Genomic DNA, 23,758 nt, shown 5'->3' on the forward strand with positions numbered 1-23,758 from the left:
GGCGTCCGTTTTCGGGCGCGACAACAAGCAAATGGATGGAGATAACCCGTGAAGATCGACCGCCTGCGGGCCTTTATGTCACGCGACAAGGACCGCCCTCGCCTGATCATTGCCATCGATACCGACGACGGGCTGACCGGCTGGGGCGAGTGCTACAATCACGGGCCCGACAAGGCGCTGGAACCGCTGCTCGAGTATCTGTTCACTTTCATCCGCGGCGAAGATCCGCGGCGGATCGAATATCTGATCCAGTATCTGTTGCAGCAATGCCGCTTTCCGCCCGGCGCGCTGGGCCTTGCGGCGATCTCCGCGATCGATCATTGCCTCTGGGACATCTCGGCCAAGGCACTCAATGTCCCAGTCTACCGGCTGCTCGGCGGCAACGTGCGCGACCGCGTCCGCATTTACGCCGGTGTCTATACCGCGCCGGACGCAGCGATTGCCCGCGACGAATTCGACAGGCTCAACGCTGAATGGGGCCTGACGGCCTTCAAGCTCAGCCCCTACCGGATCGACATGCATGCGCAACGCTGGGGCGAGGTCGTACGTACCAGCGCGGAGTATTTCCGCAAGCTGCGCGAGACGGTGCGCACCGACTACGAGATCGCCTTCGACGCCCACGCCAAGATCTTCGAGGTCGGACAGGCGATCCAGCTAGGCAATGCGCTCGCGCCCTACGATCCACTGTTCTTCGAAGAACCGATCCGGCCTGAGAACATCGAGGCCTGGGGCGACCTGAAACGGGGTCTCACCTGCACGCTCGCGACGGGTGAGTCCCTTTACAACCGCTTCGAATTCCTGCGGCTGTTATCGGTCAAGGGCTGCGACATCATCCAGCCCGACATTTGCGTGGTCGGCGGGATTTCGGAAATGCGCCGGATCGCAACCCTTGCCGAGGCGCACTACGTGACGGTCGCCCCACACAATCCGATGGGACCGCTCGCCACCGCCGTCAATTTGCATTTCTCCGCTGCGCAGCCGAACTTCCGAATTCTTGAATACCGACTGCCGCAGGGTGCGGCTTACGCCTTCGGCGACGGCAGCAGCGACCCCAACGTCACGCCGGACCGCTCGCAGGGCGCCTGGTACGTGAAGGACCCCTACCTGCCGAAGAACGGCTATCTCGAACTGCGGCCCGACCGGCCGGGTTGGGGCGTCGAGATGGACATGGAGGTGCTCGGCAAAGAGGATTACGTTCATTGGGAGCGCAAGGTGCCGCGCCGGCCAGACGGATCGACGGCCTATGCGTGACGCGCTCAGTAACCGATAGCAGCCCTATCACTGCGCGGGTCTGCTGCGCCAGCCAAAATCTCGCTTTGCGGGTCAATCGTAATTCCACAAGCGCGACCCGCTGCGCAGTCGCCAGCGCGACGTTGTCACCCCCCACGCGAGCGCCTTGCCGCAGGTGCCGCGACAATCGTGTGGGCACTGGTCCACACTGCGCTGGACCGGCGCGCTTGACCTTATAGACGACCGGTCGTATAGTGAATACGACCGGTCGTCTTAGTCTCCAAAGTGCGAGGAGAGTTTGCATGAAGCTGATTGGCACCTATCTGTCGCCCTACGCGAGGCGGGTCGCAGCGGCCCTGATCTCCCGCGGGCTGCCCTTCGACCATGAACCTGTGAACGGTTACCGGGAGTTCGAGACCGCGAGCCGTTATAATCCCGTGGCGAAGGTACCTTCGCTCGTGCTCGACGATGGCGAGGTCCTGATCGACAGCACGGCCATCCTCGACTACCTCAATGAACTGACGCCTTCGGCGCCGCTGATCCCCGCCGCGTCAAGCGCGCGCCGGGCGACGCTCAAGCTCGCGGCAATCGGTTACGGCGTCTATGAACAGGCCACCAGCCTGTCGTTCCGTGGACGCGAGGTCCCTGAGACCGAGGCCAACCGCTGGAAAGCGCAGATTTTGGGAGGCTTGCGCGCGCTCGACGAGGCCGCGCGCGACGGCGGACCGCTCAGGGCGAGCCCGCTGGATGCCGCAGCGATCACCGCCATCGTAGCGGTGGAATACCTCGCCCGGACGAATCCGGACCTGGAAGCCCTTCCCGCAATCCCCGCCCTGGCTGAGCTTGCAGCCGAGTATCGAGACGCACCGCCCTTCGCACTGACAAGGGTAGCGGCTTGAGGCGCATGGAGGAAAGCATGGCTGATCGGATCGCTCTCATCGCAGGTGTCGGCGGCGCAACTGGCGCTGCGCTCTCGCGGCGCTTCGCACAAGGTGGATATCGTGTGGCGATGATCGCCCGCAACGCCGAGCGGCTCGCGGAGCTCGAGACGCAGATACCTCGTGCGCGCGGCTATCCTTGCGACGTCGCCAACCTTGCCCGGCTCGGCGAAATTGTCGAGCGCGTGCAGACCGAGCTCGGGCCACCCCATGTGCTCATCCATAACGCCGTCGCGGCAACATTCGCCAAGATCCTCGACGCCTCGGTAGAGGATCTAGAGCGGAATTTTCAGGTGAACACCACGTCGCTGTTCTTCCTGGCACAAAAACTCGCGCCGGCGATGATCGAGCGCGGCGAGGGAGCCATCATGGTCACCGGAAACACCTCGTCGTTCCGGGGCATTCCGCTACGCCCGGCCTTCGCGCCGACGAAGGCCGCCCAGCGCATCCTCGCGCAGTCCCTGGCAAAGGATTTGGGCCCGAAGCGCGTGCATGTTGGATACATCACCATCGATGCCGCGATCGATGCCCCATGGAGGAGGGAGACCTTGCCGCTGCCGGATTGGCAGGATAAGCGGGGCGACCATTTCGCGCATCCCGATGCGATTGCCGACGAGGTTTACCACATCGCGCATCAACACCCCTCCACGTGGTCGTTCGATCATGTCATCCGGCCCTTCGCCGAGAATTGGACCCTGAACTGACCATGCCAAAACCTAATCATAAGGAAGCACTCCTCGACGCGGGCCTCGCGGCGTTTCATCACCGCGGCTATCATGCAACCGGTGTTCAGGAGATCGTCTCGTCGGCCGGTGTGCCGAAGGGCTCTTTCTACAGTCATTTCGAAAGCAAGGACGCCCTCGGCCTGGCGGCGCTGGCGCGTTACTGGGAGGACCGCGCCAAAGCGCGTGCCCTGTTGCGGGACGCCGGCCTTCCCGGGCTCGAGCGGCTTGACCGCTACCTCGCGGCCCTCGGCTATAGCGAGGACGGCTGCCTGATCGGCAATCTCACGGCCGAACTCGCGCAACTCGACGCCTTTCGCCAGGATTTGTCGCGCCTGTGGCGCCAGTGGACGGATGCACTTTCCCAGTGCCTGGCGGATGGGCAGCGCGACGGCAGCGTACGAACCGACGTGCCCGCCACCGAGCTTGCGCGTACGGTGCTGGCGCTTTGGGAAGGCGCGGTGCTCTCAGCGAAGGTCGAGCGCAGCCCTAAGCCGCTCAACATGGCGCGTCGAACGCTGCGGCATTTGCTGGCGCCGTGACGTATGGCCGATCCCCTGCTGCGTAGTTGGAACATAGGCGGCGCCACACGCTCCGTCATTGCGAGCGAAGCGGCGAAGACAAGCAATTCAGAGTCTCCCTGCGGGAAGATTCTGGATTGTTTCGTCGCAAGGGCTCCTCGCAATGACGATGGAGAGAGTTGCGGGATTACGGTGGCGGCACTCAATGCCTCCGGTCGCAAGCGCCAGTGAGGCATTGCAACTCGCAGCCCTTGCGCTCTTCATTCGCTTTGCGGGATGAAACGGCTGAAGGAAGGTAGTCCAAGACAGAGCTTAACGATGAGAGGAAGCGCGAGGACCGGGATGACGCATGCAGCGACATAACCCTCCGCGAGAGATGGCAGACCGAAGCCGGCCGCCGCCCACACGAGAGTAACGTTACGGTTTCCGCTCACGAGGCCTATGGTTCCGGCGGTTTGCAGCCCCAGTCTCGCGAACGTCACCGTAGCGAGTCCGCACAGGCCGAAATTGAGGACGACTGCCGCGGCGAGCATCACGTCGAAACGCAGCGCGTTGCTGGTCCATTGCGCCCTTATGCCCTGCGAGGTGGCAAGCCCCACGATGATAAGCCCGATCACGGCGATTCCGGTGGCGGCGCTTTGATCCGGCAGAACGAGACTCAGATGACGATGGAACCTTATGGCTAAAAAGGCCACCAAGCCGGCAGCGCCGATAATGCTGAATAGCCGGATCGCCAGCCCGCTCATGTCGAACGCAATGCCAAGTCCGAGCATCGTGGCGAAGCACGGAATCGAGATCGGCGTAACCAGGGTCAGCGCAATCGAGACGACCAGGGCGAGACGTGGTCGCAAACCGAGCATTCCAGCAATCGCGGCCGCGCTTCCGACCGGCGGCGCCAGCAGTGAAAGCAGAACGCCGGCCCGCAGGGCAGGATCAAGCGGGACAAAGGACAGCAGCATCGCAGCAGCCAAAGGCAGCACCAGGCCGACCCAGCCGAGCACCAGGCCTATCAGCGGCAGACGAACGCTGCCTTCGGAGGGAGCAAGACCCGCCGTGAGAAACGAACCAAGCGTCAGAAGAAATGCTGAAAAAGGCAGAAGACCGTAGCCGAAGCGCGCGAAGGGCGAGATCAACAGGCCTGCGCAAAGCGAGATCACCAAAAGGATCGGTCCTTGTCCGCCAAGTGTGGACAATATCCGGCCAACGTACATATCGCCTCCTCATTTGCATGCGCATCGGCGTGATGCCGCCCCGGATGCGCGGCTATAGCAGCCCGTGTTGTGCGGTGTGCACCACAGCGGTTGACGCCGGCCAAGGTCAGAAGAATCCAGGGCTCAAATCGAGGCCGTCGGTCAGAGAGAGCACGAACACAAACGCGCAAGCTGCACAGAACAGCAGGGCGTGTTTGGCCAGGCCGGCGCCGGTGACCGAGAGGACCGTGAGGGAAATTGCGCGCTTGATTGCCGTCATGTTGCCGCCTTGCTTTTTAGATCGGTGAGTTGGATGTGCCACGCGTGCCCGTCAGTCGCACCGCAAATCGATGCCCAGGGGAGCGCCACCTCGCTCGGGTGACGTTCGCTGCATGAGGATCGCGGCCATCGCGTGAACAGCGCCGAAGCCCAGAAGAACGAGAATCATCAGGCGCGTCCCGCCGCCTCGGCTTGCGTTTGTGTCACGCGGCATTGGAGATCCGGCCCGAATTGCAGACCCGGCATGAACGTCGTTTTTCACGGCTTCCCTCTTTACGGTTGCGCTGGCTTGCGTAGCGACCGCGGGGGGACCCTTGGTCCGCGCGGCCCCGTTGCCCGATGCGGATCGTTTACGGCAGCGGCGGGTTAAAAATGTAATGGGTGACGAAATCATCGGAGACGAGATCCGCTTGGGGCTCTCGGGGCGCCTGGCTCGTCGCAGCGAAGGCAATTAGCAGCGCGAGGAGCGAGCCATAGAATGCGATCAGTCTAAGTCTCCACGTACTGATTATTCGCAGCTCCTCGTCGGGTGCGCGAAAATAGTACGGCTTGTTTTCCAGCAGCACGATATCGGTCAATGCGACCTCCTGGTTGATGGCGATTCCGACATTCGGGGTGCGATCAGTCGCCTCCGAAAAGGAGCGGTGCGACGGGAGGTGCCGGCTCCGAAGCGGCCCTGAGTGTCGGGCGCGCGAAAGGACTCAACGCTGCGTCGAACCCGGCGAGGACCACGAACAGGCTGACGACGATGATGATGAGGTGATGCGCGCGCATGTCGGCTTGCCGGATGAAATTGCTCTGCGTCGATCAGGCCAACCGGCATCCCGTCGCGACGCGATCTGAACCCGTCGGCGTCGTCGCGGGCGTTATTCAATCGTCATTACGGCGTTAATATTGTTCGCAAAGTTGGCAACTCGTGTAGGATGTATACCTGCGAGCATGCCTGCTCAATTTTGAGGCGGAATGACTGAAACTGCGTCTGCGCCCGGCCCAAGCTTTACTCTCTCGCTACTGGGGCGTTTCGAGCTGACCGGGCCGAATGGCGTGGTCAGCTTGCCCAACAAGAAGCTCGCGGGATTGCTGGCCTATCTGGCTTGCACGGCACCTCAGCCTCAATACCGGGAGAGACTCTCGACCCTGCTGTGGGGATCTCACTTCGACGCGCAGGCGAAGCAAAATCTTCGGCAGGCGCTGTTCAAGCTCCGCCAGGTTCTTGGTCAGGGCGCTCTCAGGAGCGATGGCGAGTTCATCTCGTTGAACGCCGCAGTGGTCATCTGCGACGTACGGCGATTTGAGGAGCTGGTCGCGAAGGACAGCCGCGAGGCGCTGAGTGCGGCGACAGATCTCTATCGTGGGCCTCTCGTTGATGACATCGGCGTCAGCGAGGAAGGCTGGCGCGATTGGCTGGCCGGCGAACGCGAGCGGCTGTCGGAGCTCGCTGTTGGCGCCCTGGTCGCCCTCGGCGAGTCTGAACTGACACAGGAGCGTGCCGGCCATGCCCTCCTCGCCGGCCAGCGTGCCAATGCGCTCAACAGCCTGCGCGAGGATGCGCACCGCCTGATCATGCGCGCGTTGTCGGCGGCTGGCCGCAACGCCGAAGCACTCAAATACTACCAGGCCGTCGTAGCCCTGCTGAAGCAAGAGCTTGGCACCGGGCCCGATGTTGCGACCAACTCGCTCGCTGCAGAGCTGCGCAAAGTCCAGGAGCAGAAGACGGCCCCGGCAATGGGGGAAATCGCGGCAGAACAAGCCGAGCACATGATTGGCAACGACAGGCCCTCCGTAGCGGTGCTTCCGTTCCAGAACATGGGCGGTGACACCGAACAGGAATACTTTGCCGATGGCATCACTGCAGACATCATCACCGCTCTATCGCGCTTTCGCGAACTGGTGGTGATTGCCGCCGGATCGAGCTTTGTCTTTCGGGACAAGGGAATGACCAGCCGGCAGATTGCGCAACAGCTCGGTGTTCAATACATCCTGAGCGGCCATATACGTAAAGCGGGCAACCGCATTCGCGTGTCGGCCGAGCTCACTCATACCGGCAGCGAAGCCCAAGTCTGGTCCAATCGCTATGACCGTCCCCTCGTCGATATATTCGATCTGCAGGACGACGTCAGCAGTAGCGTTGCTGCAGTCGTCGCTCCCGTCGTTCGGAGCGCCGAAATCGAACGAGCACGCCGCAAACCGCCAACCGATCTATCGGCCTATGATCTCTACCTGCGTGGACTTCACCATTTGTGGACCGGCACCCGTGAAGGTGTCATCAAGGCCATCGAGCTGCTTCGGCAGTCTCTGGGCCTCGATCAGGAGCGAACGGCGACGCTGGCGGCGCTGGCCTGGGGGCTCGTCATGGCCCCGCCGCTCGGCGCCAACACATCCTCAGATGCCGCGGCCGAGGCGCTCGGCCTGGCACGTCGCGCCGTCGAGCAGGATGCCGAGGACGCCTTCGCTCACGCAGTCTATGGCTTCACGCTGTTTGGGCCGGCCGGCGCCGACGATCAGGGACGTATTCACGCCTCGGAAGCCGCAAGGCTCAATCCCAGTTCGGCCTTCGCATGGGGTGTGCTCGGGATGATTGACACCATGGGAGGCGATTATGCGAACGCCCTCGCATGCCTGCATCGGTCCCTGGCGCTTAGTCCCGACGACAGGATGCTGCATTTGTGGATGACGGGATTGACAGCATCCTATTTCGCCCTCGGACAGCACGAGGAGGGCATCGCCTGGGCACGGAAGTCGGTTCGACACAATCCGAGCAACGGCACCGGCCATCGTATGTTGGCGGCCAACCTGGTCGGTTCCGGCCGCCTGGAAGAAGCTCGCGAGGTCACTCGGATTCGCGATGCGGCGCAAAAAACCACGATCCGCGATCTGCGTGCCATGCGCTTTTTCAAGCAACACGAGGTGCTTGAACGCTATCTTTCGGCCCAGCAGCTAGCCGGGGTGGCCGACTGAGCCTCACGCGCCGAGTGCTGCGAGAAGCGTGCGAACGGTCATGAAGACCAGGATGAGCGAACCAATGGTCCACAGAATTGCGCGAATGTCGTGAATTTGCGCGGTGAAATAGGCCACGAAATGGAGCAGGCGTGAGGCAACGTAGCCGTAGAGCAGCCATTGCGCGAGAAGCAGCGACGGCTGCGTGAGGACGTAGAGAAAGCCCGCGACCAGGAAGTACGGCAGGTTCTCGACATCGTTCATCTGGATCCGGCGGATCCGCTCGACACCTTCGTTGGGAAGAAGCTGCGCTGGATCGGGCGCAGGATTCATTGGTGTCTTCTTGATGTCCTCCGGCGAACGGTAGCCCCCCTGGGCTCTCACCATCCGGAACACGGTCAACCAGGACATCGCAACGGCCTTCAAGATCATCAGGCTGGCAGCAACGACATAGGTGGCGAAAAGGGGATCGTGAAGACTCATTCCGTCCAATTTGGCTCCCCCTCCGGCGCTTCCATACTACATGCCCGACCGCGTCGCGCCAGTGCGTCACGGCCCTCCAAGCAAAAATAACGCTCCTTTGACGCCTGACTGACGCCGGCAACGACGGCGGCGGCTTATTGCACGCGGCGACCGTCAATGAGATTTGGAGAGTTCTGACATGCGATCGCAAGCTTTGCAGACAAATGCGCAAGCCACCGTTCCCGATCGGGCGACGGTCACACCGGCAACGGGGTCGGCGTCAGGCGATAACGGCCTCCGCATCCGCGCGATCCTCAGCCTGCCCGCCACATGGTGGCAGCGCTCTCGCTTCAGGACAGAGCTGCGCGCGGACCTCAGGGACAAGCCCGAGCTTCTCCACGACATCGGCATCGGCGTGCACGAAGCGCACGCCGAAGCATCGCGGTTTTTCTGGGAAGCCGTGCTGCTCCAGCGCCGATAGAACAGGATCGGCGATCATTGGGTTGCGGTGATATCGCGGACTGCCTCGCGCTTCCTCATACTTCGTCATTGCGAGCGCAGCGAAGCAATCCAGAGTCCTTCCCCGGGAAGATTCTGGATTGCTTCGTCGCAAGGGCTCCTCGCAATGACGGTGGAGAGAGCATCTCGGCACGGAATGTCCACTCCGCGTCAGCCTCGCACCAGCTTCGCACCAGAAACTGCTGCAACGGGACTCTCCGATCGCGCTCGGCAGACCCGCAAGCACAGCTTTTCTGGTCACCTCATGAACCGCCAAGAACGCCGGGCCGCGGCCAAGCAATCCGAGAGGATCACGCCGCAGAATCTGGCGATCGCCAGGAGCCTCGAGGCCGCGAAACAGGGCCACGCGCTGTTCAATCTCGGCCGGTATGCCGAAGCCCTGGACTATTTCAACGCATTCGCGAGGCTCAATCCTGACGTCGCACCGCTGTATCAGACGCGCGGGCTTTGCCTGCAGCGGCTGGGCCGGTTCGAGGAGGCGCAGGCCGACTTCGAGCGGTCGATTGCGCTCAACCCCAGCGAGGCCGAGACGCACAAGAACCTCGGCTCGCTTCATGCGCGATTTGGCCGGATGGAGCAGGCCTTTGCCAGCTTCGATCGCGCGCTGGCGCTTCGTCCGAATTTTCCCGCAGCGCTCAACGAAAAGGCGCGGGCGCTGTGGAGCCTGCAATTGCTGGACGAGGCTTTCGCGGCCTTTCACCAATCGCTGGCCCTCGAGCCCGGCAACGCGGACACGATCTGGAATCTCGCGCTGCTGCAGATGCTGACTGGAGATTTCGCGCGGGGCCTGGCGGGACGCGAGGCGCGCTGGAAGGCGTCGTCGCTCGGCCTCGCCGATTGCGGATTCTCGCAAGCCCTTTGGCTGCGTGACCAGCCGCTCGAAGGCAAGACCATCTTGCTTCACGCCGACGAGGCCCTGGGCGACTCGATTCAGTTTGCGCGCTATGTGCCCTTCGTGGCCGCGCTCGGCGCTAAGGTCATCCTGGAGGTGAAGCCTGCGGTGCAGCGGTTACTGGCCGCCCTGCCCGGCGTTGCACATTGTGTCGATCGATCGTCTGTGACGTCGATGGCGTTCGACCTGCACTGCCCGCTTGGAAGCCTGCCGCTGGCGTTCGGGACGCGGCTCGGCACGATCCCGTTCGCGCAAGGCTTCCTGCCTGCGCCGGCGGCGGCGCGCGTGACGACGTGGGAGGATCGGCTTGAAGACCGGCTTGGTCCGCGCACGCGCTTCCGCGTCGGTCTGGTCTGGTCGGGAGATCCAGGTCACAAGAACGATCACAACCGGTCGATCGCCCTGCGCACGCTTGCGCCTCTGCTGGATTGCGATGTCCAGTTCGTCTCCTTGCAAAAGGGTGTGCGGGACCAGGATCGCGCGTTCCTCGACGAGCGCAAGGACATCATCGACCTGACGGACCATCTGACGGATTTCAGCGAGACGGCGGCGCTGGTGTCTTGTCTCGATCTGGTGATCTCGGTCGACACCAGCGTGGTTCACCTCACCGGCGCGCTCGGCGCGCCGGTCTGGACCATGTTGCCCTTCAACCCGGATTGGCGCTGGCTGCTCAACCGAGACAACAGCCCATGGTATCAGTCGATGCGACTGTTCAGGCAGCCGAAGCGAGGCGACTGGGCCAGTGTCGTGGAAGGCGTTCGCGGCGAGCTGGAGGCTCTGGTGTCCGCGCGGCGCAGCCACGACAAAACGAATGACGCGCCGGCACCTCCCCTCGCGCCTGCCTAACCTTCAACCCGATACAGCCGCCACCGCGCCGGCACGCCCTTGAGCTGGTGGCTGCCGTGATCCCTGAGGCGGATCTGGGATTGTGCCGCGAGCAGATCCTTCACCGCACGTGAGACCAGGACTTCGCCGGCGCGCGCCTTGGCGGCGACGCGGGTGCAGATGTGGAAGGCGAGGCCGACCATCTCGCCGCCGCTGATCGTGTATTCGCCTGCGTGCAAGCCCACCCTGATATCAAGCCCGAGCGTGCGCACGGCCTCCCGAATCGCGGTTGCGCAATTGATGCCGGCGGCCGGTGCCTTGAAGGTCGCGAGCACGCCGTCGCCGGTCGTCACGACTTCCTTGCCGCGCGAAGATTTCAGCTCTTTGCGGACCGCCGCGTAATAGAGGCCGATCACCTTGGTCCAGCGCGCATCGCCGAGCTTGGCGGCTTTTGCGGTGGAGCCGACGATGTCGACGATCAGGATCGTGGCGAGCGCCTGCTTGAGATCGGCACTCCCGTTGGCGGATTTGCGCCGGGCCGAGATAGCGCCCGTCAGCGGCTCATAGTCGTGGCTGCGCCGTCGCGCGATCGCGGATTTGGTATAGTCCTGGGCGCGCTCGACCGTGCCGCAGCGGATCGTTTTCTCCTGCGGCAGACGCGTCCAGTAAACCTTGCGTCCCTTGCCGGCGCCCTGCACCTCCACGGCACCCCATTTCAGGAACACTGCCGAGCCGACCCGCCGCACACACCAAGCTTTTGAGGTGTATCCTGACACGTTCGACTGATGCAGGCCGATGCGAAGGAATTTGGGCATGAACGTGCGGCCGATGCAAAGACCGTTTGGGCGGACTGGGTGTCAAACGTAGTCGGACGTTCCTGCGTTGGCAACAGGACTCCCAATCGAAGGTTTTTCTATCTCAAGCGGAACGCCCGCGATCCAGATCTGCCCGGATCGCAAGACGCCCAAGCTCTTCGGTGAACCGCCCGATATCATCGTCCGACGAGTAGATGTGAGGCGCCACGCGTACGATCCTCTCGAGGCCACGCGCCTCGAGCTCCCATCTGGCATGATCGAGACCCACAGACGCGACCGCGATGCCGCGCATGGCCAATTCCTCCACAATCCTGTTAGCGGGCAGAGACGCATGTTGGAACGTCAGGAATGCCGCGCCGGCATCTTCGTCCTCGAACACCGTGAGTCCGGGGATGTCACGCAGGTTCGCGCCCAACCGGCGCAGCTTCTCGTCGTTGCCCGCACGAACGTTCGCAATGCCGATACGATCGAGCTCCTGGAAAGATGCCCGCAAGCCGAGACGGCCGGCAGCGCAGAACTCCCATGCCTCGAAGCGCCGCGCATCCTCCAGCGGCAGGAAGCGGTCATCCGGGCACCAGGTGCCGGCGCTCTGGTCGACGATGATCGGCTCGACCAGACGGCGCAGCGCCCGATCCGACAGCGCCATCATGGCCTGCCCGCGACCACCTCGGAGCCACTTCCGTCCCGGCGCGACCATGACGTCGGAAGATGCCCCAGGCAGCGTCAACTCGAACTGACCGACGGCTTGCGCGCCGTCGATGAAATAAAGGCAGGCGTCCGGCCGCGCAATCGAGCCAAGCGCTTCGACCGGCTGGCGCAATCCAAAACTGCTGGCAACCGCCGATGCGCAGATCGCGACCGTACGCTCATCGACCAGCGCAGCGGCCTGCTCGATGTCGATCCGCCCCTGTCCGGTCATGGGCAGCCTGACCACCTCCGCTCCGGCCGCAGCCGCGCGCCGCACGGCATTCACGATATTGCCGCCCCAATCGTTCCGCGCGATCAGGATGCGATCTCCACGCTTGAGCGGCATCGATGCAAAGGCAAGTGCCCAGAGTCGGCTCGCCTGCTCGCCGAAGGCAAGATGCGTCGGGGCGACGCCCGTCAGACGGCCTGCCAGGATACGCGTCTCTTCAATGGCGTGTCTCGCATCGGCCGCCGCCCAGTGCACGCCGCGCCGGGCCTCGAGATCGAGGTGGGACTTGATCGCCGCAACCACGCTCTCGGGCATCAGACCGGCACCCGCGGCATTCAGATGGGCGCTCGTCATGCGGTGACCATCCGGTGCTGAAGCCGCTTCACCGCGCGAGATGCCGAGAAGCAGATCGCGAAGTAGACCAGGGCCGCGAACAGATAGAATTCGATCAAGCGCGCCTCCCGGTTGGCCACGATGCCGATCGACGTCATGAAATCATGGAGACCGATGACGTAGACCAGCGAGCTGTCCTGAAACAGGGCAATGCTCTGCGTGAGCAGGATGGGCGCCATGCGGCGCAAGGCTTGCGGCAGGACCACGTAGCGATAGGCCTGCATCCCGGTCATGCCGATCGCCAGCGCCGCGGCCATCTGTCCCCGGGAGATGCCGTTGATGCCGGCGCGCATGATCTCGGAATAATAGGCGGCCTCGAACAGGGTGAATGCGATGAGTGCGGACGTGAACGCTCCGACCGGCCGCCCGATGAACAGCGGCACCAGCAGATAGAACCAGAAGATCACCATGATCAGCGGAATCGAGCGCAACCCGTTGACATAGCCGGCAGCGAGCGCGGCAACGGGCCGTGGTGCCGACAGGCGCACAACCGCGATCATGGTCCCGAGCAAGATGCCGCCCGCCATCGCGAGCGCCACCAGGACAAAGCTCGTCTGCAGTCCCTGCCAAAGGAATGGCAAGGCGTGAACCAAGGCGCTCCAGTCGAGGTTTCGCACGGTCAGCCTCGCCCCAGAGTGCCGGGGATAGAGACCCGCCTTTCGACGGCGCGCATCGCGACGATGACGCAGAGCGTCAGCATGACATAGATGACGGTCGCGGCCGTCAGAGCCTCGATCCCCTGGAACGTGCTCGCCTCGATCTGGCGGCTCTGGCCCGTCAGCTCCAGCACCCCGATAGTCAAGGCGAGCGACGAATTCTTGATGATGTTGAGCGCTTCCGACGTCAATGGCGGCAGCACGTTGCGCGCCGCGAGGGGCAGAAGAATGTAGCGATAGGCCTGCGCGACGGTGAAGCCCATCGCAGCGGCTGCCATGCGCTGCCCAGCGCCGATCGATTCGATGCCGGCGCGGACCTGCTCGGCGACGCGCGCAGCCGTGAAGCAGCCGAGCCCAGCCACGGAGAACCAGTATTCGGGCATCGGCAGGTCGCGCTTGATCCAAAGTCCGAACGATCCCGGCAACAGCTCCGGCAGCACGAAGTACCAGAGGAACAGCTGGAGCAGCAGGGGGATGTTGCGGAACAAATCCACATAGGCCGTCGCGATGAGGCGCGCGGTCCGGCTCGGTAGCGTGCTCAGCACGCCGACGGTGCAGCCAATTGCGAGCGCGATGATCCATGCCGCGCCCGCAACGAGAAGCGTCCATGTCACGCCGGCGAGGAGCCATCCGAAATACGGCTCAACGAACAGAATGCTCCAGTTCCAGCGATATTGCATCGCGTGCCTGCCCGGACTATTCAGCGCGGCAGGGCCTGAACCCGGAAGGCGGCGAGCAGCTCGCCCTCGATTTTCAGGCCCAGTGGGTCGAACCATCTGGCATAGGTCTTCTCGGCTTCTCCCGACCGGAACGCATCGGCGAAGGCGCCCCGCACCAGCAAGGCGAAATCCTGATCGCCACGCTGCATCATCGCGCTATAGGGGTCGTAGGTGAGCAGGCGACCAACGACAGCGAGCGAGCCCGCCGGCTTCGCCTTGGTGGCGGCATAGACCTTGATCTGTACACCGTCAGCGACGAACGCGTCGACACGGTCGTTCTCGACCAGGAGCGCACCCTCGAGAAGATCCTTCACATAGACCAGCTGGACGCCGAGCGCCTTCTCGTCATTGAGCTTGCGGACCGCGGCCTCGTTCGACGAACCCTGCAGCGCGGCAACGCGCCTGCCCTTGAGATCTTCGATCTCCCTGGTCGCGGATGCCGCTTTCACGAGCAACTGCGTGCCTGTTACGTAGAAGATCGGCGAGAACTCGACCTGTTCCTGGCGTGTCAGGAAATTCGAGGTGGTGCCGCATTCGAGATCGATCGTTCCGTTGGCCACCAGCGGGATCCGGTTGGTCACGTTGATCGGCGTGAACGTCACCTTGAGATCGGGCTTGTTCAGCCGCTGCCTCACGGCATCGACCACCTTCATGCAGAGATCGATCGAATATCCTTCCACCTTTTGCTCATCGCTGATGTAGGAGAACGGCACTGAGGCCTCGCGATGGCCGATGTTGATCGCACCACGCTCCAGGATGCGCTTGAGAATGACGCTGTTGCCGGGCCCTTGCTGTACGGGGAGCGGCTCCGCCGAAGCCGCCGTGACCAGGCACGCTATCATCGCGATCGATGCCATTGTCGCGATGCCGAATTTGCCCAGTCTCATCGGATGTCCCTTCCAGCCCGTCTGCCCGGCAGGACGCTACTGCGCCGATGCCGGACATTTCCAATGCGAATGCGCGCGGAGTTGATGCGGAATTTGCATCGGCCGAGCGGCGGAAACCGGCTATGGTGCGTGCCACGAGAGATCGCGAGAAGGCACCAATCATGCTCGATGTCCGCTGGCTTGAGGATCTGGCCGCTGTGGCGGAGACCAAGAACCTGACGCGTGCCGCCGAGCTGCGGAATGTCAGTCAGTCCGGACTGAGCCGCCGGCTGCAATCGCTCGAAAACTGGGCAGGCTCAGCCTTGCTCGACCGCCGCAAATCCCCGATCGAGCTGACCGATGCAGGGACACAATTGCTGGCCACGGCGAACGACGTGATCGGGCGGCTCAATGCCACCCGGCGCGCCCTGAGGGAGGACCAGGATCAAGCAACCAGGAGCGTGCGCTTTGCCGCGCCTCACCTGCTATCCGTGACGTTCTTTCCAAAGTGGCTGCCGCAAATCCAGGCAACGATCGGATCGACGCGGCTGACGATCCTGTCCGACAACCTTCCCGGATGCTGTGACGCCTTCGACGACGGCGCTGTCGATTTCGTCGTCTGTTACATGGATCAGGCCAGCGGGCTGAATTCGGCCGGCGGAAAGACGCTGTCGATCTCGCGGTGTCAGTGGCTGACCATTGGCCAAGAGAAGCTCGTGCCGCTGTCAGCCGTCGACGGCGACAAGCAGCCCCTCCATGATCTGGCGCCGGAGCCGCGTCGGTCGGTTTCCTATCTCGGTTATAGCAGCGAGTGCTCGCTCGGCTGGGCCGTCGACCAGAAGCTCGCTGAGGCGACCGACCTGCCCCAGCTCAATCGCATCTATGAGAACTCGCTGGCCGATGGGCTGCGATCGATGGCGTTGTCCGGGCTCGGCGTCGCCTGGCTGCCGCTGACCACGACCCACCAAGACATCCTCCGCGGCCGTCTCGTCCGCACGGGGCTGCCGGACCTGGATGTCGATCTCGACATCCGGATCTATCGGCCGCAGCGACGCCTCAGCCGGCGTGCGGAAGACCTCTGGTCACATCTTGTGGCGGCACGGTCGGTCGTCGGACTCCCGGAGCTTGCTTCGGCCGCACAGAGGGACCGCATCGCGCATCCTCATCCGTGAAACGCGAACAGCTCGATCGGCTCGCTGAAACCGCGCACGGCGTGCTGGCCGACCCGCTCGAGCTCGAACTCCGGCGTCACCAGCTCGGCAAAATCGCGCGACAGCAGCACCGGCTTGCCGATCTGCTTGGTGAGCGCCTCGAGCCGCGAGGCCATGTTGACCGCGGGACCGATCACGGTGAAGTCGAGCCGGCTGGTCGAGCCGATATTGCCGTACATGACGTCGCCGACATGGACGCCGATGCCGTAGTTCAGCGGCGCGCGGCTGGTCGCCTTGTTGCGCTCGTTCAGCGCGACCATGGCCTCGCGCGCCTCGGCCACCGCACGCAGCAGATTGGCGCAGGCGTTGGGCTCATGAAGCGGAAAGATGGCGAGCAGGCCGTCGCCGATGAATTTCAGGATCTCGCCGCCATGGCGCGCGATCGGCTCGGACATCGCGTCGAAATAATCGTTGAGAAGATCGATGACGTCGTCGCGCGGCCAGTTGTCGGAGATCTTCGTGAAATCGCGCAAGTCGCAGATCATGATCGCGGCGCGCACCGTCGTGCCGGTGCCGCGCCGCGTGGCGCCGGCGAGGATCAGCTCACCGGCATGGGCGCCGACATAGGTCTCCAGCAGCGTCCGCGCCAGGCGATTCTTGACGCGGATCTCGCTGACCAGCGCCAGCACTGGCAACACCTTCCTCAGTGCGGCGACATGGGCGTCGTCGAAGCCACCGGGACGGTCGGTCGAGAACGTGACGAGATGCCGCTTGCCGAGCGTATGATAGAGCGGCCAGGCCACATAATCGGTCAGGCCCTTGGCCCGCATCTCGTCATAGAGCGCGTGCTTGCGGCCGAGCGCCGGATCCCGTTCGAGATTCTCGCGCACTTCGGTTGCACCGTCGAACATTTCGTTGGCGGGGCTGCCGATATATTCGGAGCGTCCCCTGACATCGAAATCAACCCGCGTGATCTCGGCCTCGCGCATGCCGTCGGACCACATGATACGGGCCCCCAGCCATTGCGGGTGCTGGATCATGACATGAAGCGTCGACCGCTTGAGCGGAATGCCGGCCTGCTGGAGGCGGATGCACATCTCGGCAAAGATATTGTCGATGAAGCGCTGGTCGCGCGTGCCATTGGTCAGCCAGTCGACGACAGCGTCGCTGCCGGAATGGATTAATTCATCGTTTCGCGGCGCGCTCATTCATCTGCCTCTGGACGGCGGTCTTCGTCCCCGACATATCGTGTTCCGGCGCCGCCGCGTCAACCTAGCCAGTTGCACGGATTGTGCGCATCGCCCTGGTGGGCAGGATCGCCGTTCAGCCGATGATTTCGATCGACCCCAGGACGGCCAGCCCCGAAACCAGCGCGAGCGTCGAGGCTTCGGTCAATTCGACCTTCAACGTGTTTTCGTGCGAAATCGGAAAATCCTGACCGCCGAGACGGATGCTGCAGTCGCCGCGCGCGGCGTAGAGCAAATGCGTCCCCGCGGGCAATGGCCGTTCGCCGGGCGCCCTGAGCGCCCCGAGCTCGATCTCCGCCGCGCCACGCCGCGCCATCAGATTAACGACCTCGACCGGACCGGCCTCGAGCGCGGTGACGATCGCGAGCTCGCCGGTGAAGCGCACGGTCGTGAACGGCTCGCGCTCATCGAACTCCTGCCCCGGCGCTTTCAGCACCAGCCCGCGCCCGCCGACCACCATCTGCAGGCGGTCGATGCCCGCCATGTGGGAGAACGGCCCGGGCGCCACGATCGGCGTGGCGGCAAAGCGCCACAGCAGGCTGTCCCAATCCTTCACCGCCGCGCCCGGCCGATGCGCATCCGCGATATCGGTAAAGATGCCGCCGCCGTTCTTCCAGGGCGAGCGGGTATAGTTTTCGGATTTCAGCAGCGTGGTTTTCATGTTTTTCAGCTCGTCCGAAAAGGGCGAGCAGACCGATATCACGATTGCCGCAGGCCTCAAATCGCGCCGTCGTCCAGGCGAAAGCCAGGACGACGTTGGGGAGATGCCGCGCGCCTCACTCGCTCTTGCCGCCGTTCAGCTTCGGCAATGTCTCGACGATCTTCTGCTTGCCGTCGACGATCTCGGCGAGAAAGCTGGCGCGGTCGATGTCGCCGTTCTGGTCCCAGCTTGCTTCCATCAGCATGCCCGGCGCCTTGTCGGGCGTCAGCGTCAGACCCTTCATCGCCGCGCCAAACGCCTTGCTGTCGAACTTGCCGATTTTCTCGGTGACGTATTTGACGAGATAGACCGCAGTGTAGCCCTTGATGCCGTTGTGATCGGGCAGATATTTGAAGCGTGCGGAAAACTTCTTCGCGAAAGCCTCGATCGCCGGTACCGGCGCGTCCGCACTGAGACCAACATGGCCGCGCACACCGTTGGCGGCGGGGCCGGCGAGCTCGACCACCTTCTGGCTGAGCAGCGTCGTCTCGCCGAACAGAGGCGTCGACAGGCCCTGCCGCTTGGCCTCGATCAGGAAGCGCGCGCTCTCCTCCTCGTTGGTGTAGACGAACACGGCGTCGGCCTTGGCGCTCTTGAGCTTGATGACATCCGAGCCGAAATCGACCTGGCCCTGCTCGGTCGAGATATCGGCCGATACCTCGATATTGTGCGCCTTCATCTCCTTCACGAAATTGTCGTGGCCGCCCTTGCCGAAATCATTGTTGACCCAGACCACCGCGACGCTCTTCACCTTCAGCTTGTCGTGCAGGTAATTGGCGATCTTCGGCATGGAGAATTGCTGGCCGAAGGCGGTGCGGAACACCCAGGGGTTGCCCTGCGTCGTGATGTCGGCGGCCTCGGCGCCGACGATCTGCGGGATCTCGGCCTGTTGCGTCAGTGCCATGTTGACCTTGACCGAGCCGGAATAGATCGGCCCGAGCACGACATAGGGATCCTTGTCCAGCACCTTCTGCACCTGCGCGCGCGAGATGCCGGGGTTGCTCTGGGTATCGAGATGCTCGGTCTGGATCTTGCGGCCCAGAATGCCGCCGGCAGCATTGATCTCGTCGACCGCGAGCGCGACGCCGTCGCGCCAGTTGGTGCCGGAGACGGCGCCGGGGCCGGACAGCTCGATGACATCGGGGATGTAGACCGTGCTCTGCGCGCGGGCCGCTCCCGCCGCGAGCGATGCCGCCAAGGCGATGACGAGCGTTCCTGCAAGATGTCTCATGATGTCCTCCCCGTTTTGCTTTCTTTTCTATGATCCGTCGAAGCCGAGCAGTTTCGCCGGCGTCCGCCACAGCAGGCGATGCCGGTCGCCCGGATCCGGAAACAGCTTTGTCAGCACCGCGAGCAGCGGCCCGTAGTCGAGCCTTTCCGCGGCGCGCAGGAACGGATAGTCGGAGCCCCAAACGCAGCGATCGAGCGTGAAAGCCTCAACCAGCGCGGCGATGAACGGCCAAATGTCCTCATAAGGATGCGGCAGCTCGGAGAACTTGTAATAGCCGGAGAGCTTGATATGCGCGTCGCGCTCGCGGCCGATCGTGAGCAGCGCCTGGAAGGCCTTGCCTTGCAAGCCTTGCGCGACCGACGGTCGGCCGCAATGATCGAACACCAGGCGCACCGGCGATTTGTCGATCAGCGGCAGCAGGTCGAGCAGCTGATCGTTCTCGACCTGGATCTGGAGGAACAGGCCGAGGCTCGTCAGCCTCTCCAGCAGCGGGGCAGTGTTGCGATAATAGTCGGCGCCGTGGAACGGCACGTTGAAGGCGACGCCGATCACGCCGGCCGCCTTCAATCGTTCCAATTCGCGGATATCGACGTCGTTCTCGACCACGGCGACGCCCTTGAGGCGGCCGCCGCCCTGCCTCAAGGTGTCGAGCAGGATGTGGCTGTCGCTGCCATAGCCGGTATTGGTGGCGACGACGAGCGCGTGGCGGACATCAAAGGCATCGAACACGCGGATGAGCTGCGCGGCCGGCGCGATCTCCTGCCCGCTTGGCCGGTACGGCGTATCGGCGCCGTACGGAAAGCGCACGGGATCGAGCGCGTGGATGTGGCAGTCGATCTTGGGGCCCGCCGGCAAGGTCATGGCGCAAAGCTCCCCGCGCGGTTCAGAACGTGGCCTCGATGGCCTTGATCAGCTCGGGCGTCACATCAGGCATGACGCCGAACCAGGCCTTGAAGGCGAGCCGCGCCTGGTTGAGCAGCAGGCCGAGCCCGTTCACCGTGACGCAGCCGCGGGCGCGGGCATTAGCCAGGAACGGCGTCTCGAGCGGCGTGTAGATGAGATCGGCGGCGAGTGTCGTTGACTTCAGCCGCGACAGATCGATCTCGAGCGCGCTTTTGCCGACCATGCCGCGATCGGTGCAGTTGACGAGCAGCGCGACATCACTGAGCGCCGCGGCGCGATCGTCCCACGGAACGGCGCTGACGGCGGAGCCGAATTCGGTCGCGATCGCCTGCGCCTTCTCCGCCGTGCGGTTGGCGATGCGGATCTCGCGCGCGCCGTTCTCCAGCAGCGCTACGACCACCGCGCGCGAGGCGCCGCCCGCGCCCAGCAGCAGGATCGGCCCGGCATCGCCGCGCCAGTCGGCCCTGGCGTCGCGCAGGCTCTGGACAAAACCGTTGCCGTCATTGTTGAAGCCGGACAGCGTGCCGTCGGCTTCGACGACGATGGTGTTGACGGCGCCGATGCGCCTGGCGGTCTCGTTGACGCGGTCGAGCATCGGCATTGCCGTCTGCTTGTGCGGCATGGTGACGTTGCAGCCGCGGAACCCGAGCGCGATCAGCCCGTCCAGCGCATCCTCGAGCCGCTCCGGCTTCACGGCGAGCGGGACGTAGGAGCCGCGGATGCCGTGCGCCTTCAGCCAGTAATTGTGAATGACCGGCGAGCGCGACTGCGCGACCGGCATGCCGATGACCCCCGCCAGCCCAAAACCGTCCTGCGACATGCTGCGCGTCCCGTCCCGACCAGCGCCCTTCGGCGCGCGACCATGTTATTTGGTCATTTGTCCAATTCTATTAAGCGGAATGGCTATCGCGCGCAATCTGAATCTCGGAGCCGGTGAAGGGAGAACGCGAAAGCCGCGCGCATTTCGGACGGTCGCCGGTCCTCGCCTCCCGGCTATTTTGTCGTCAGCGCGGCGACCGGCCGCCACGACGTGTCGGGCGCGACAGTCGCGAACTGCCGGCAACGGTCCCGCATCAATTCTGCCGGGCGATCATGGCCGCGCTCATTCAGCACGGCTTCGAAATCGGCGAGCGCGGCGGCAAACCAGCGCGCGCGATAATTGGCAAGGCCGCGCTCATAGTCCGCAATCCATCCGGTCGTGCCGTCGCCTTCCCCGGCAAGTCCGATCAATTCGTAGACCGAGAAACCCTCCTCCCGCCCGTAAACCGCGACGCTGTCAATTTCCCGCGTGACGATGGCGCCGCGTGCGAGGCGTTCGGTCGCCTCGCCAATCAGGATTTGCGTGCCGTAAGACTTGTTGGCGCCCTCGAGGCGGCTTGCGACATTCACGGCATCGCCGATCACGGTGTAGTTCAGGCGCAGTTCCGAGCCGATGTTGCCGACCAGCATGCGGCCGGAATTGATTCCGATCCGAATCTGGAGCGGCTGGCCGGAATCGTCGGAAAGGCCCGACGCCTCGATCGCCCTGCGGCAGCCGAGCGCGGCGCGACAGCAGCGCAGCGCATGATCGGCCTGCGGCTGCGGCGCGCCCCAGAATGCCATGACGGCGTCGCCGATGAACTTGTCGATGGTGCCGCCATCGGCGACGATGACTTCCGAGGCGGCGTCGAGATAGCCCGACAACAGCGGCACGATGCGATCGCCCATGCGCTCGGATAATCCGGTGAAGCCGGCGATGTCGATGAACATCACGCTGAGCTCCTGAATCGTGCCGCCGGGTTTCGCTTCGACACCCTGTCGTAGCAGCGAGCGAACGAGATCTGCCGGGATGAATTTGCGAAAGGCGGAGAGACCGGCCGCCATCTCGGCGATCGCACCCGACAGGCTCGTGATCTCCTTGAGCCGCGACGGGTGCCGACGAACCTTCTCCAGCGCAAAGGCTTCGACATGACGGAGCTCGCCGACCACGCGCGTCAGCGGCGCGGCAATCACCGAACGTGCCAGCATCGCCGACACCAAGGCCGCAAGCACCGCGCCGACGGCAAGACCGACGATCAGCCGCCGCAGCGTCGTCTCGACAGGTCCGAGAAATTCGGCCTCGGGGATGACGGTTGCAAGCGACCAGCCCGGGAACGGCAACGGCGTCAGCGCGACTTCGTAGGCCGCGCCGTGCGAGGCGAGCCGGCTTCGCCACGCCTCCTTGCGGCCCTGGTCGCCGGCCTGGGCCAGCGCCAGCCGCGCCAATGGCAACAGCTTCTGCTCTTCACGCGCTGAATGCAATTCGTCGGCATCCATGTCCGGCGCGGCCACGAGTTCGCCACTGCCATCGAAGATGAAAGCCGCGCCGGTACGGCCGACCTCGAGCTGGGAGAGGAAACGCGCGATCCTGGTGTATTCGATAATGATCGCAAGCACGCCCTGCCGTTCCTGGTAAACGTCGATCGGACCCGCAAAGGCAATCGACGGCCGCTCGCCGGTCGGATGGTTCGAGACCCTGAACCATTGCGGCTCCTCCGCTGCGAGGCCGGTCTTGAACCAGGCGAGGTCGGCGACGCGAAATTCGGTCGGCTCGAAGCGGCGATTGGCGAATTCGATGTCGCCGGGCACAACGTCATATTCATCGATCCGGCGCTGGCCGGGATGATCGGTCAGCGAGATCTCCATCATCTCCAAACGGCGGTCGCCGAGCTTGTGAGCGGCAAAGAACGAGCCGTCCGGCCAGCCGAAGGCAACCGAGGAGATCGTCGCCTGCGATTGCAGTTGCGACAGGAACACGAACTCGCGCTTGTCGGCCTCGCGGGTGTCGAGCACGTTCTGCAAAAACAGCGTGCGGATGGCGGTATGGGCGGCGCGTGCCTCGTCGACGATGGCCGCGACCTCCTTGCGGACCGCTGCCACGATCTGCTCGTTGATGGTCGCGGCCAGTTGCCGACTGGTTGCTTCCGCCGTCCGCCACCACAGCAGGCTGGACAAGGCGGCGGTCAGCAGGATCGCGGTCAACACCAGCGCCGAGACCGCAAGGCGGATGCTGACCGTCAGCCTGGCGAGCGCGTGAAAGTGCCGTCCGGGATCAACGTTCATCGTGGGTTCCGTTCTCCGGCAGGGCCGCGACCCGGCCATATCTCCTGCTATCGCTCTACGTGGCGCGCCTGCGTTCGTTACCTGTGGCAGGCACCACCCACCGCCTTCCAACCAACCGTCTCGCGGACACGCTCACGGACTCGTGAGCAGCTCTATGCGTAACACGAGCTGCGTACGTGACGAACCCGACAATGCGCTCTTCGCTTGCCAAGCGATGCTATCCCGAAAAGGAGAATACCATGTCTGCCAAACTTGCCGTCACCACGCTCGTTCTCGCCGGCGCCATGTCGACCGCGCTCGCCACTCTCGCCGCCGCCGCTCCGCTGACCAAGGCCGAGGCCGATGCGGCAATCGCCGCCAAGAAGGAAAAGTGCTTCGGCGTTGCGCTGAAGGGCCAGAACGATTGCGCGGCCGGACCGGGCACCACCTGCCAGGGCACCTCGACCACCGATTTCCAGGGCAATGCGTGGAAGTTCGTGCAGGGCGGCACGTGCACCAGCATCGACCTGCCGAACGGCAAGAAGGGCTCGCTCAAGCCGGTCTGACACCAGCACATCGCCAAACA

General features: G+C 63.9%; 24 protein-coding genes. 9 read left to right on the top strand and 15 right to left on the bottom strand.

Annotation, left to right across the window (positions count from 1 at the left end):
• The first annotated feature begins 48 nt into the window (after positions 1 to 48).
• From ABID58_RS22570 to ABID58_RS22585, 4 genes are all read left to right on the top strand, one after another.
• Positions 49 to 1,251: a mandelate racemase/muconate lactonizing enzyme family protein gene (locus ABID58_RS22570; protein ID WP_354034721.1), complete on the top strand. Its 1,203-nt coding sequence runs from the start codon at positions 49 to 51 to the stop codon at positions 1,249 to 1,251.
• Positions 1,252 to 1,532: 281 nt separating this feature from the next.
• Positions 1,533 to 2,129: a glutathione S-transferase N-terminal domain-containing protein gene (locus ABID58_RS22575; protein ID WP_354034722.1), complete on the top strand. Its 597-nt coding sequence runs from the start codon at positions 1,533 to 1,535 to the stop codon at positions 2,127 to 2,129.
• A gap of 17 nt (positions 2,130 to 2,146) precedes the next feature.
• Complete coding sequence (locus ABID58_RS22580) at positions 2,147 to 2,872, top strand: SDR family NAD(P)-dependent oxidoreductase (protein WP_354034723.1); 726 nt, start codon at positions 2,147 to 2,149, stop codon at positions 2,870 to 2,872.
• Positions 2,857 to 3,432, top strand: a complete 576-nt coding sequence (locus ABID58_RS22585) for a TetR/AcrR family transcriptional regulator (RefSeq protein WP_354034724.1) — start codon at positions 2,857 to 2,859, stop codon at positions 3,430 to 3,432. Before ABID58_RS22580 ends, ABID58_RS22585 begins: the two co-directional genes overlap by 16 nt.
• 239 nt (positions 3,433 to 3,671) lie before the next feature.
• Here ABID58_RS22585 and ABID58_RS22590 read toward each other — a convergent pair whose 3' ends face one another.
• The 3 genes from ABID58_RS22590 to ABID58_RS22600 all read right to left on the bottom strand — a co-directional run bounded on the left by ABID58_RS22590 (position 3,672) and on the right by ABID58_RS22600 (position 5,458).
• Complete coding sequence (locus ABID58_RS22590) at positions 3,672 to 4,622, bottom strand: hypothetical protein (protein ID WP_148753358.1); 951 nt, start codon at positions 4,620 to 4,622, stop codon at positions 3,672 to 3,674.
• Positions 4,623 to 4,728: 106 nt separating this feature from the next.
• Positions 4,729 to 4,881, bottom strand: coding sequence for a hypothetical protein (locus tag ABID58_RS22595; RefSeq protein WP_354034725.1), 153 nt, complete (start codon positions 4,879 to 4,881; stop codon positions 4,729 to 4,731).
• A gap of 349 nt (positions 4,882 to 5,230) precedes the next feature.
• The gene (locus ABID58_RS22600) at positions 5,231 to 5,458 is read right to left on the bottom strand and encodes a hypothetical protein (RefSeq protein WP_354034726.1); all 228 of its coding nucleotides are present in this window, start codon (positions 5,456 to 5,458) and stop codon (positions 5,231 to 5,233) included.
• Between the two features lie 385 nt (positions 5,459 to 5,843).
• Between ABID58_RS22600 and ABID58_RS22605 the strand changes: the two genes are divergently transcribed.
• Positions 5,844 to 7,838 (top strand): BTAD domain-containing putative transcriptional regulator, encoded by a 1,995-nt coding sequence (locus ABID58_RS22605; RefSeq protein ID WP_354034727.1) that lies wholly within the window; start codon positions 5,844 to 5,846, stop codon positions 7,836 to 7,838.
• 3 nt (positions 7,839 to 7,841) lie between these two features.
• On the opposite strand, the gene ABID58_RS22610 is transcribed toward ABID58_RS22605, so the two are convergent.
• The gene (locus tag ABID58_RS22610) at positions 7,842 to 8,300 is read right to left on the bottom strand and encodes an MAPEG family protein (RefSeq protein WP_354034728.1); all 459 of its coding nucleotides are present in this window, start codon (positions 8,298 to 8,300) and stop codon (positions 7,842 to 7,844) included.
• A gap of 178 nt (positions 8,301 to 8,478) precedes the next feature.
• Here ABID58_RS22610 and ABID58_RS22615 point away from each other — a divergent pair, with 178 nt between their 5' ends.
• Together ABID58_RS22615 and ABID58_RS22620 are read left to right on the top strand one after the other, a co-directional pair.
• The gene (locus ABID58_RS22615) at positions 8,479 to 8,760 is read left to right on the top strand and encodes a DUF1127 domain-containing protein (RefSeq protein ID WP_354034729.1); all 282 of its coding nucleotides are present in this window, start codon (positions 8,479 to 8,481) and stop codon (positions 8,758 to 8,760) included.
• Between the two features lie 282 nt (positions 8,761 to 9,042).
• A complete protein-coding gene (locus tag ABID58_RS22620; RefSeq protein ID WP_354034730.1) occupies positions 9,043 to 10,536 on the top strand; it encodes a tetratricopeptide repeat protein in 1,494 nt (497 codons plus the stop codon).
• Here the strand turns inward: ABID58_RS22620 and ABID58_RS22625 are convergent.
• The 5 genes from ABID58_RS22625 to ABID58_RS22645 form a co-directional block, all read right to left on the bottom strand.
• Positions 10,533 to 11,330 (bottom strand): adenylate/guanylate cyclase domain-containing protein, encoded by a 798-nt coding sequence (locus ABID58_RS22625; protein WP_354034731.1) that lies wholly within the window; start codon positions 11,328 to 11,330, stop codon positions 10,533 to 10,535. The two genes, ABID58_RS22620 and ABID58_RS22625, sit on opposite strands and share 4 nt — an antisense overlap.
• A gap of 103 nt (positions 11,331 to 11,433) precedes the next feature.
• Positions 11,434 to 12,600: an aminotransferase class V-fold PLP-dependent enzyme gene (locus tag ABID58_RS22630; protein WP_354034732.1), complete on the bottom strand. Its 1,167-nt coding sequence runs from the start codon at positions 12,598 to 12,600 to the stop codon at positions 11,434 to 11,436.
• On the bottom strand, positions 12,597 to 13,256 hold the full coding sequence (locus tag ABID58_RS22635) for an amino acid ABC transporter permease (protein ID WP_354034733.1): 660 nt from the start codon (positions 13,254 to 13,256) through the stop codon (positions 12,597 to 12,599). The genes ABID58_RS22630 and ABID58_RS22635 overlap by 4 nt, the downstream gene beginning before the upstream one ends.
• Before the next feature lie 2 nt (positions 13,257 to 13,258).
• Positions 13,259 to 13,975, bottom strand: a complete 717-nt coding sequence (locus ABID58_RS22640) for an amino acid ABC transporter permease (RefSeq protein WP_354034735.1) — start codon at positions 13,973 to 13,975, stop codon at positions 13,259 to 13,261.
• A 20-nt stretch (positions 13,976 to 13,995) separates the two neighbouring features.
• Complete coding sequence (locus ABID58_RS22645) at positions 13,996 to 14,901, bottom strand: amino acid ABC transporter substrate-binding protein (protein ID WP_354034737.1); 906 nt, start codon at positions 14,899 to 14,901, stop codon at positions 13,996 to 13,998.
• 161 nt (positions 14,902 to 15,062) lie between these two features.
• On the opposite strand from ABID58_RS22645, the gene ABID58_RS22650 reads away from it, so the two are divergent.
• Positions 15,063 to 16,052, top strand: a complete 990-nt coding sequence (locus tag ABID58_RS22650; protein ID WP_354034739.1) for a LysR family transcriptional regulator — start codon at positions 15,063 to 15,065, stop codon at positions 16,050 to 16,052.
• On the opposite strand, the gene ABID58_RS22655 is transcribed toward ABID58_RS22650, so the two are convergent.
• The 6 genes from ABID58_RS22655 to ABID58_RS22680 form a co-directional block, all read right to left on the bottom strand.
• Positions 16,043 to 17,239 (bottom strand): adenylate/guanylate cyclase domain-containing protein, encoded by a 1,197-nt coding sequence (locus ABID58_RS22655; protein ID WP_354034740.1) that lies wholly within the window; start codon positions 17,237 to 17,239, stop codon positions 16,043 to 16,045. The genes ABID58_RS22650 and ABID58_RS22655 overlap by 10 nt on opposite strands.
• 115 nt (positions 17,240 to 17,354) lie before the next feature.
• The gene (locus ABID58_RS22660) at positions 17,355 to 17,939 is read right to left on the bottom strand and encodes a HutD/Ves family protein (RefSeq protein ID WP_354034742.1); all 585 of its coding nucleotides are present in this window, start codon (positions 17,937 to 17,939) and stop codon (positions 17,355 to 17,357) included.
• A 115-nt stretch (positions 17,940 to 18,054) separates the two neighbouring features.
• Positions 18,055 to 19,209 (bottom strand): ABC transporter substrate-binding protein, encoded by a 1,155-nt coding sequence (locus ABID58_RS22665; RefSeq protein WP_354034744.1) that lies wholly within the window; start codon positions 19,207 to 19,209, stop codon positions 18,055 to 18,057.
• Positions 19,210 to 19,236: 27 nt separating this feature from the next.
• Complete coding sequence (locus tag ABID58_RS22670) at positions 19,237 to 20,070, bottom strand: amidohydrolase family protein (protein ID WP_354034746.1); 834 nt, start codon at positions 20,068 to 20,070, stop codon at positions 19,237 to 19,239.
• Positions 20,071 to 20,092: 22 nt separating this feature from the next.
• Entirely contained in the window at positions 20,093 to 20,932 is an 840-nt protein-coding gene (locus ABID58_RS22675; protein WP_354034747.1) for a shikimate dehydrogenase, read from the bottom strand.
• Between the two features lie 173 nt (positions 20,933 to 21,105).
• Positions 21,106 to 23,193 (bottom strand): adenylate/guanylate cyclase domain-containing protein, encoded by a 2,088-nt coding sequence (locus ABID58_RS22680; protein WP_354034748.1) that lies wholly within the window; start codon positions 23,191 to 23,193, stop codon positions 21,106 to 21,108.
• A gap of 239 nt (positions 23,194 to 23,432) precedes the next feature.
• Here ABID58_RS22680 and ABID58_RS22685 point away from each other — a divergent pair, with 239 nt between their 5' ends.
• On the top strand, positions 23,433 to 23,738 hold the full coding sequence (locus ABID58_RS22685; protein WP_354034750.1) for a BufA1 family periplasmic bufferin-type metallophore: 306 nt from the start codon (positions 23,433 to 23,435) through the stop codon (positions 23,736 to 23,738).
• The last annotated feature ends 20 nt before the right edge of the window (positions 23,739 to 23,758 follow it).

It is taken from the genome of Bradyrhizobium sp. S3.2.6, assembly GCF_040546885.1.
Taxonomy (GTDB): domain Bacteria; phylum Pseudomonadota; class Alphaproteobacteria; order Rhizobiales; family Xanthobacteraceae; genus Bradyrhizobium; species Bradyrhizobium cytisi.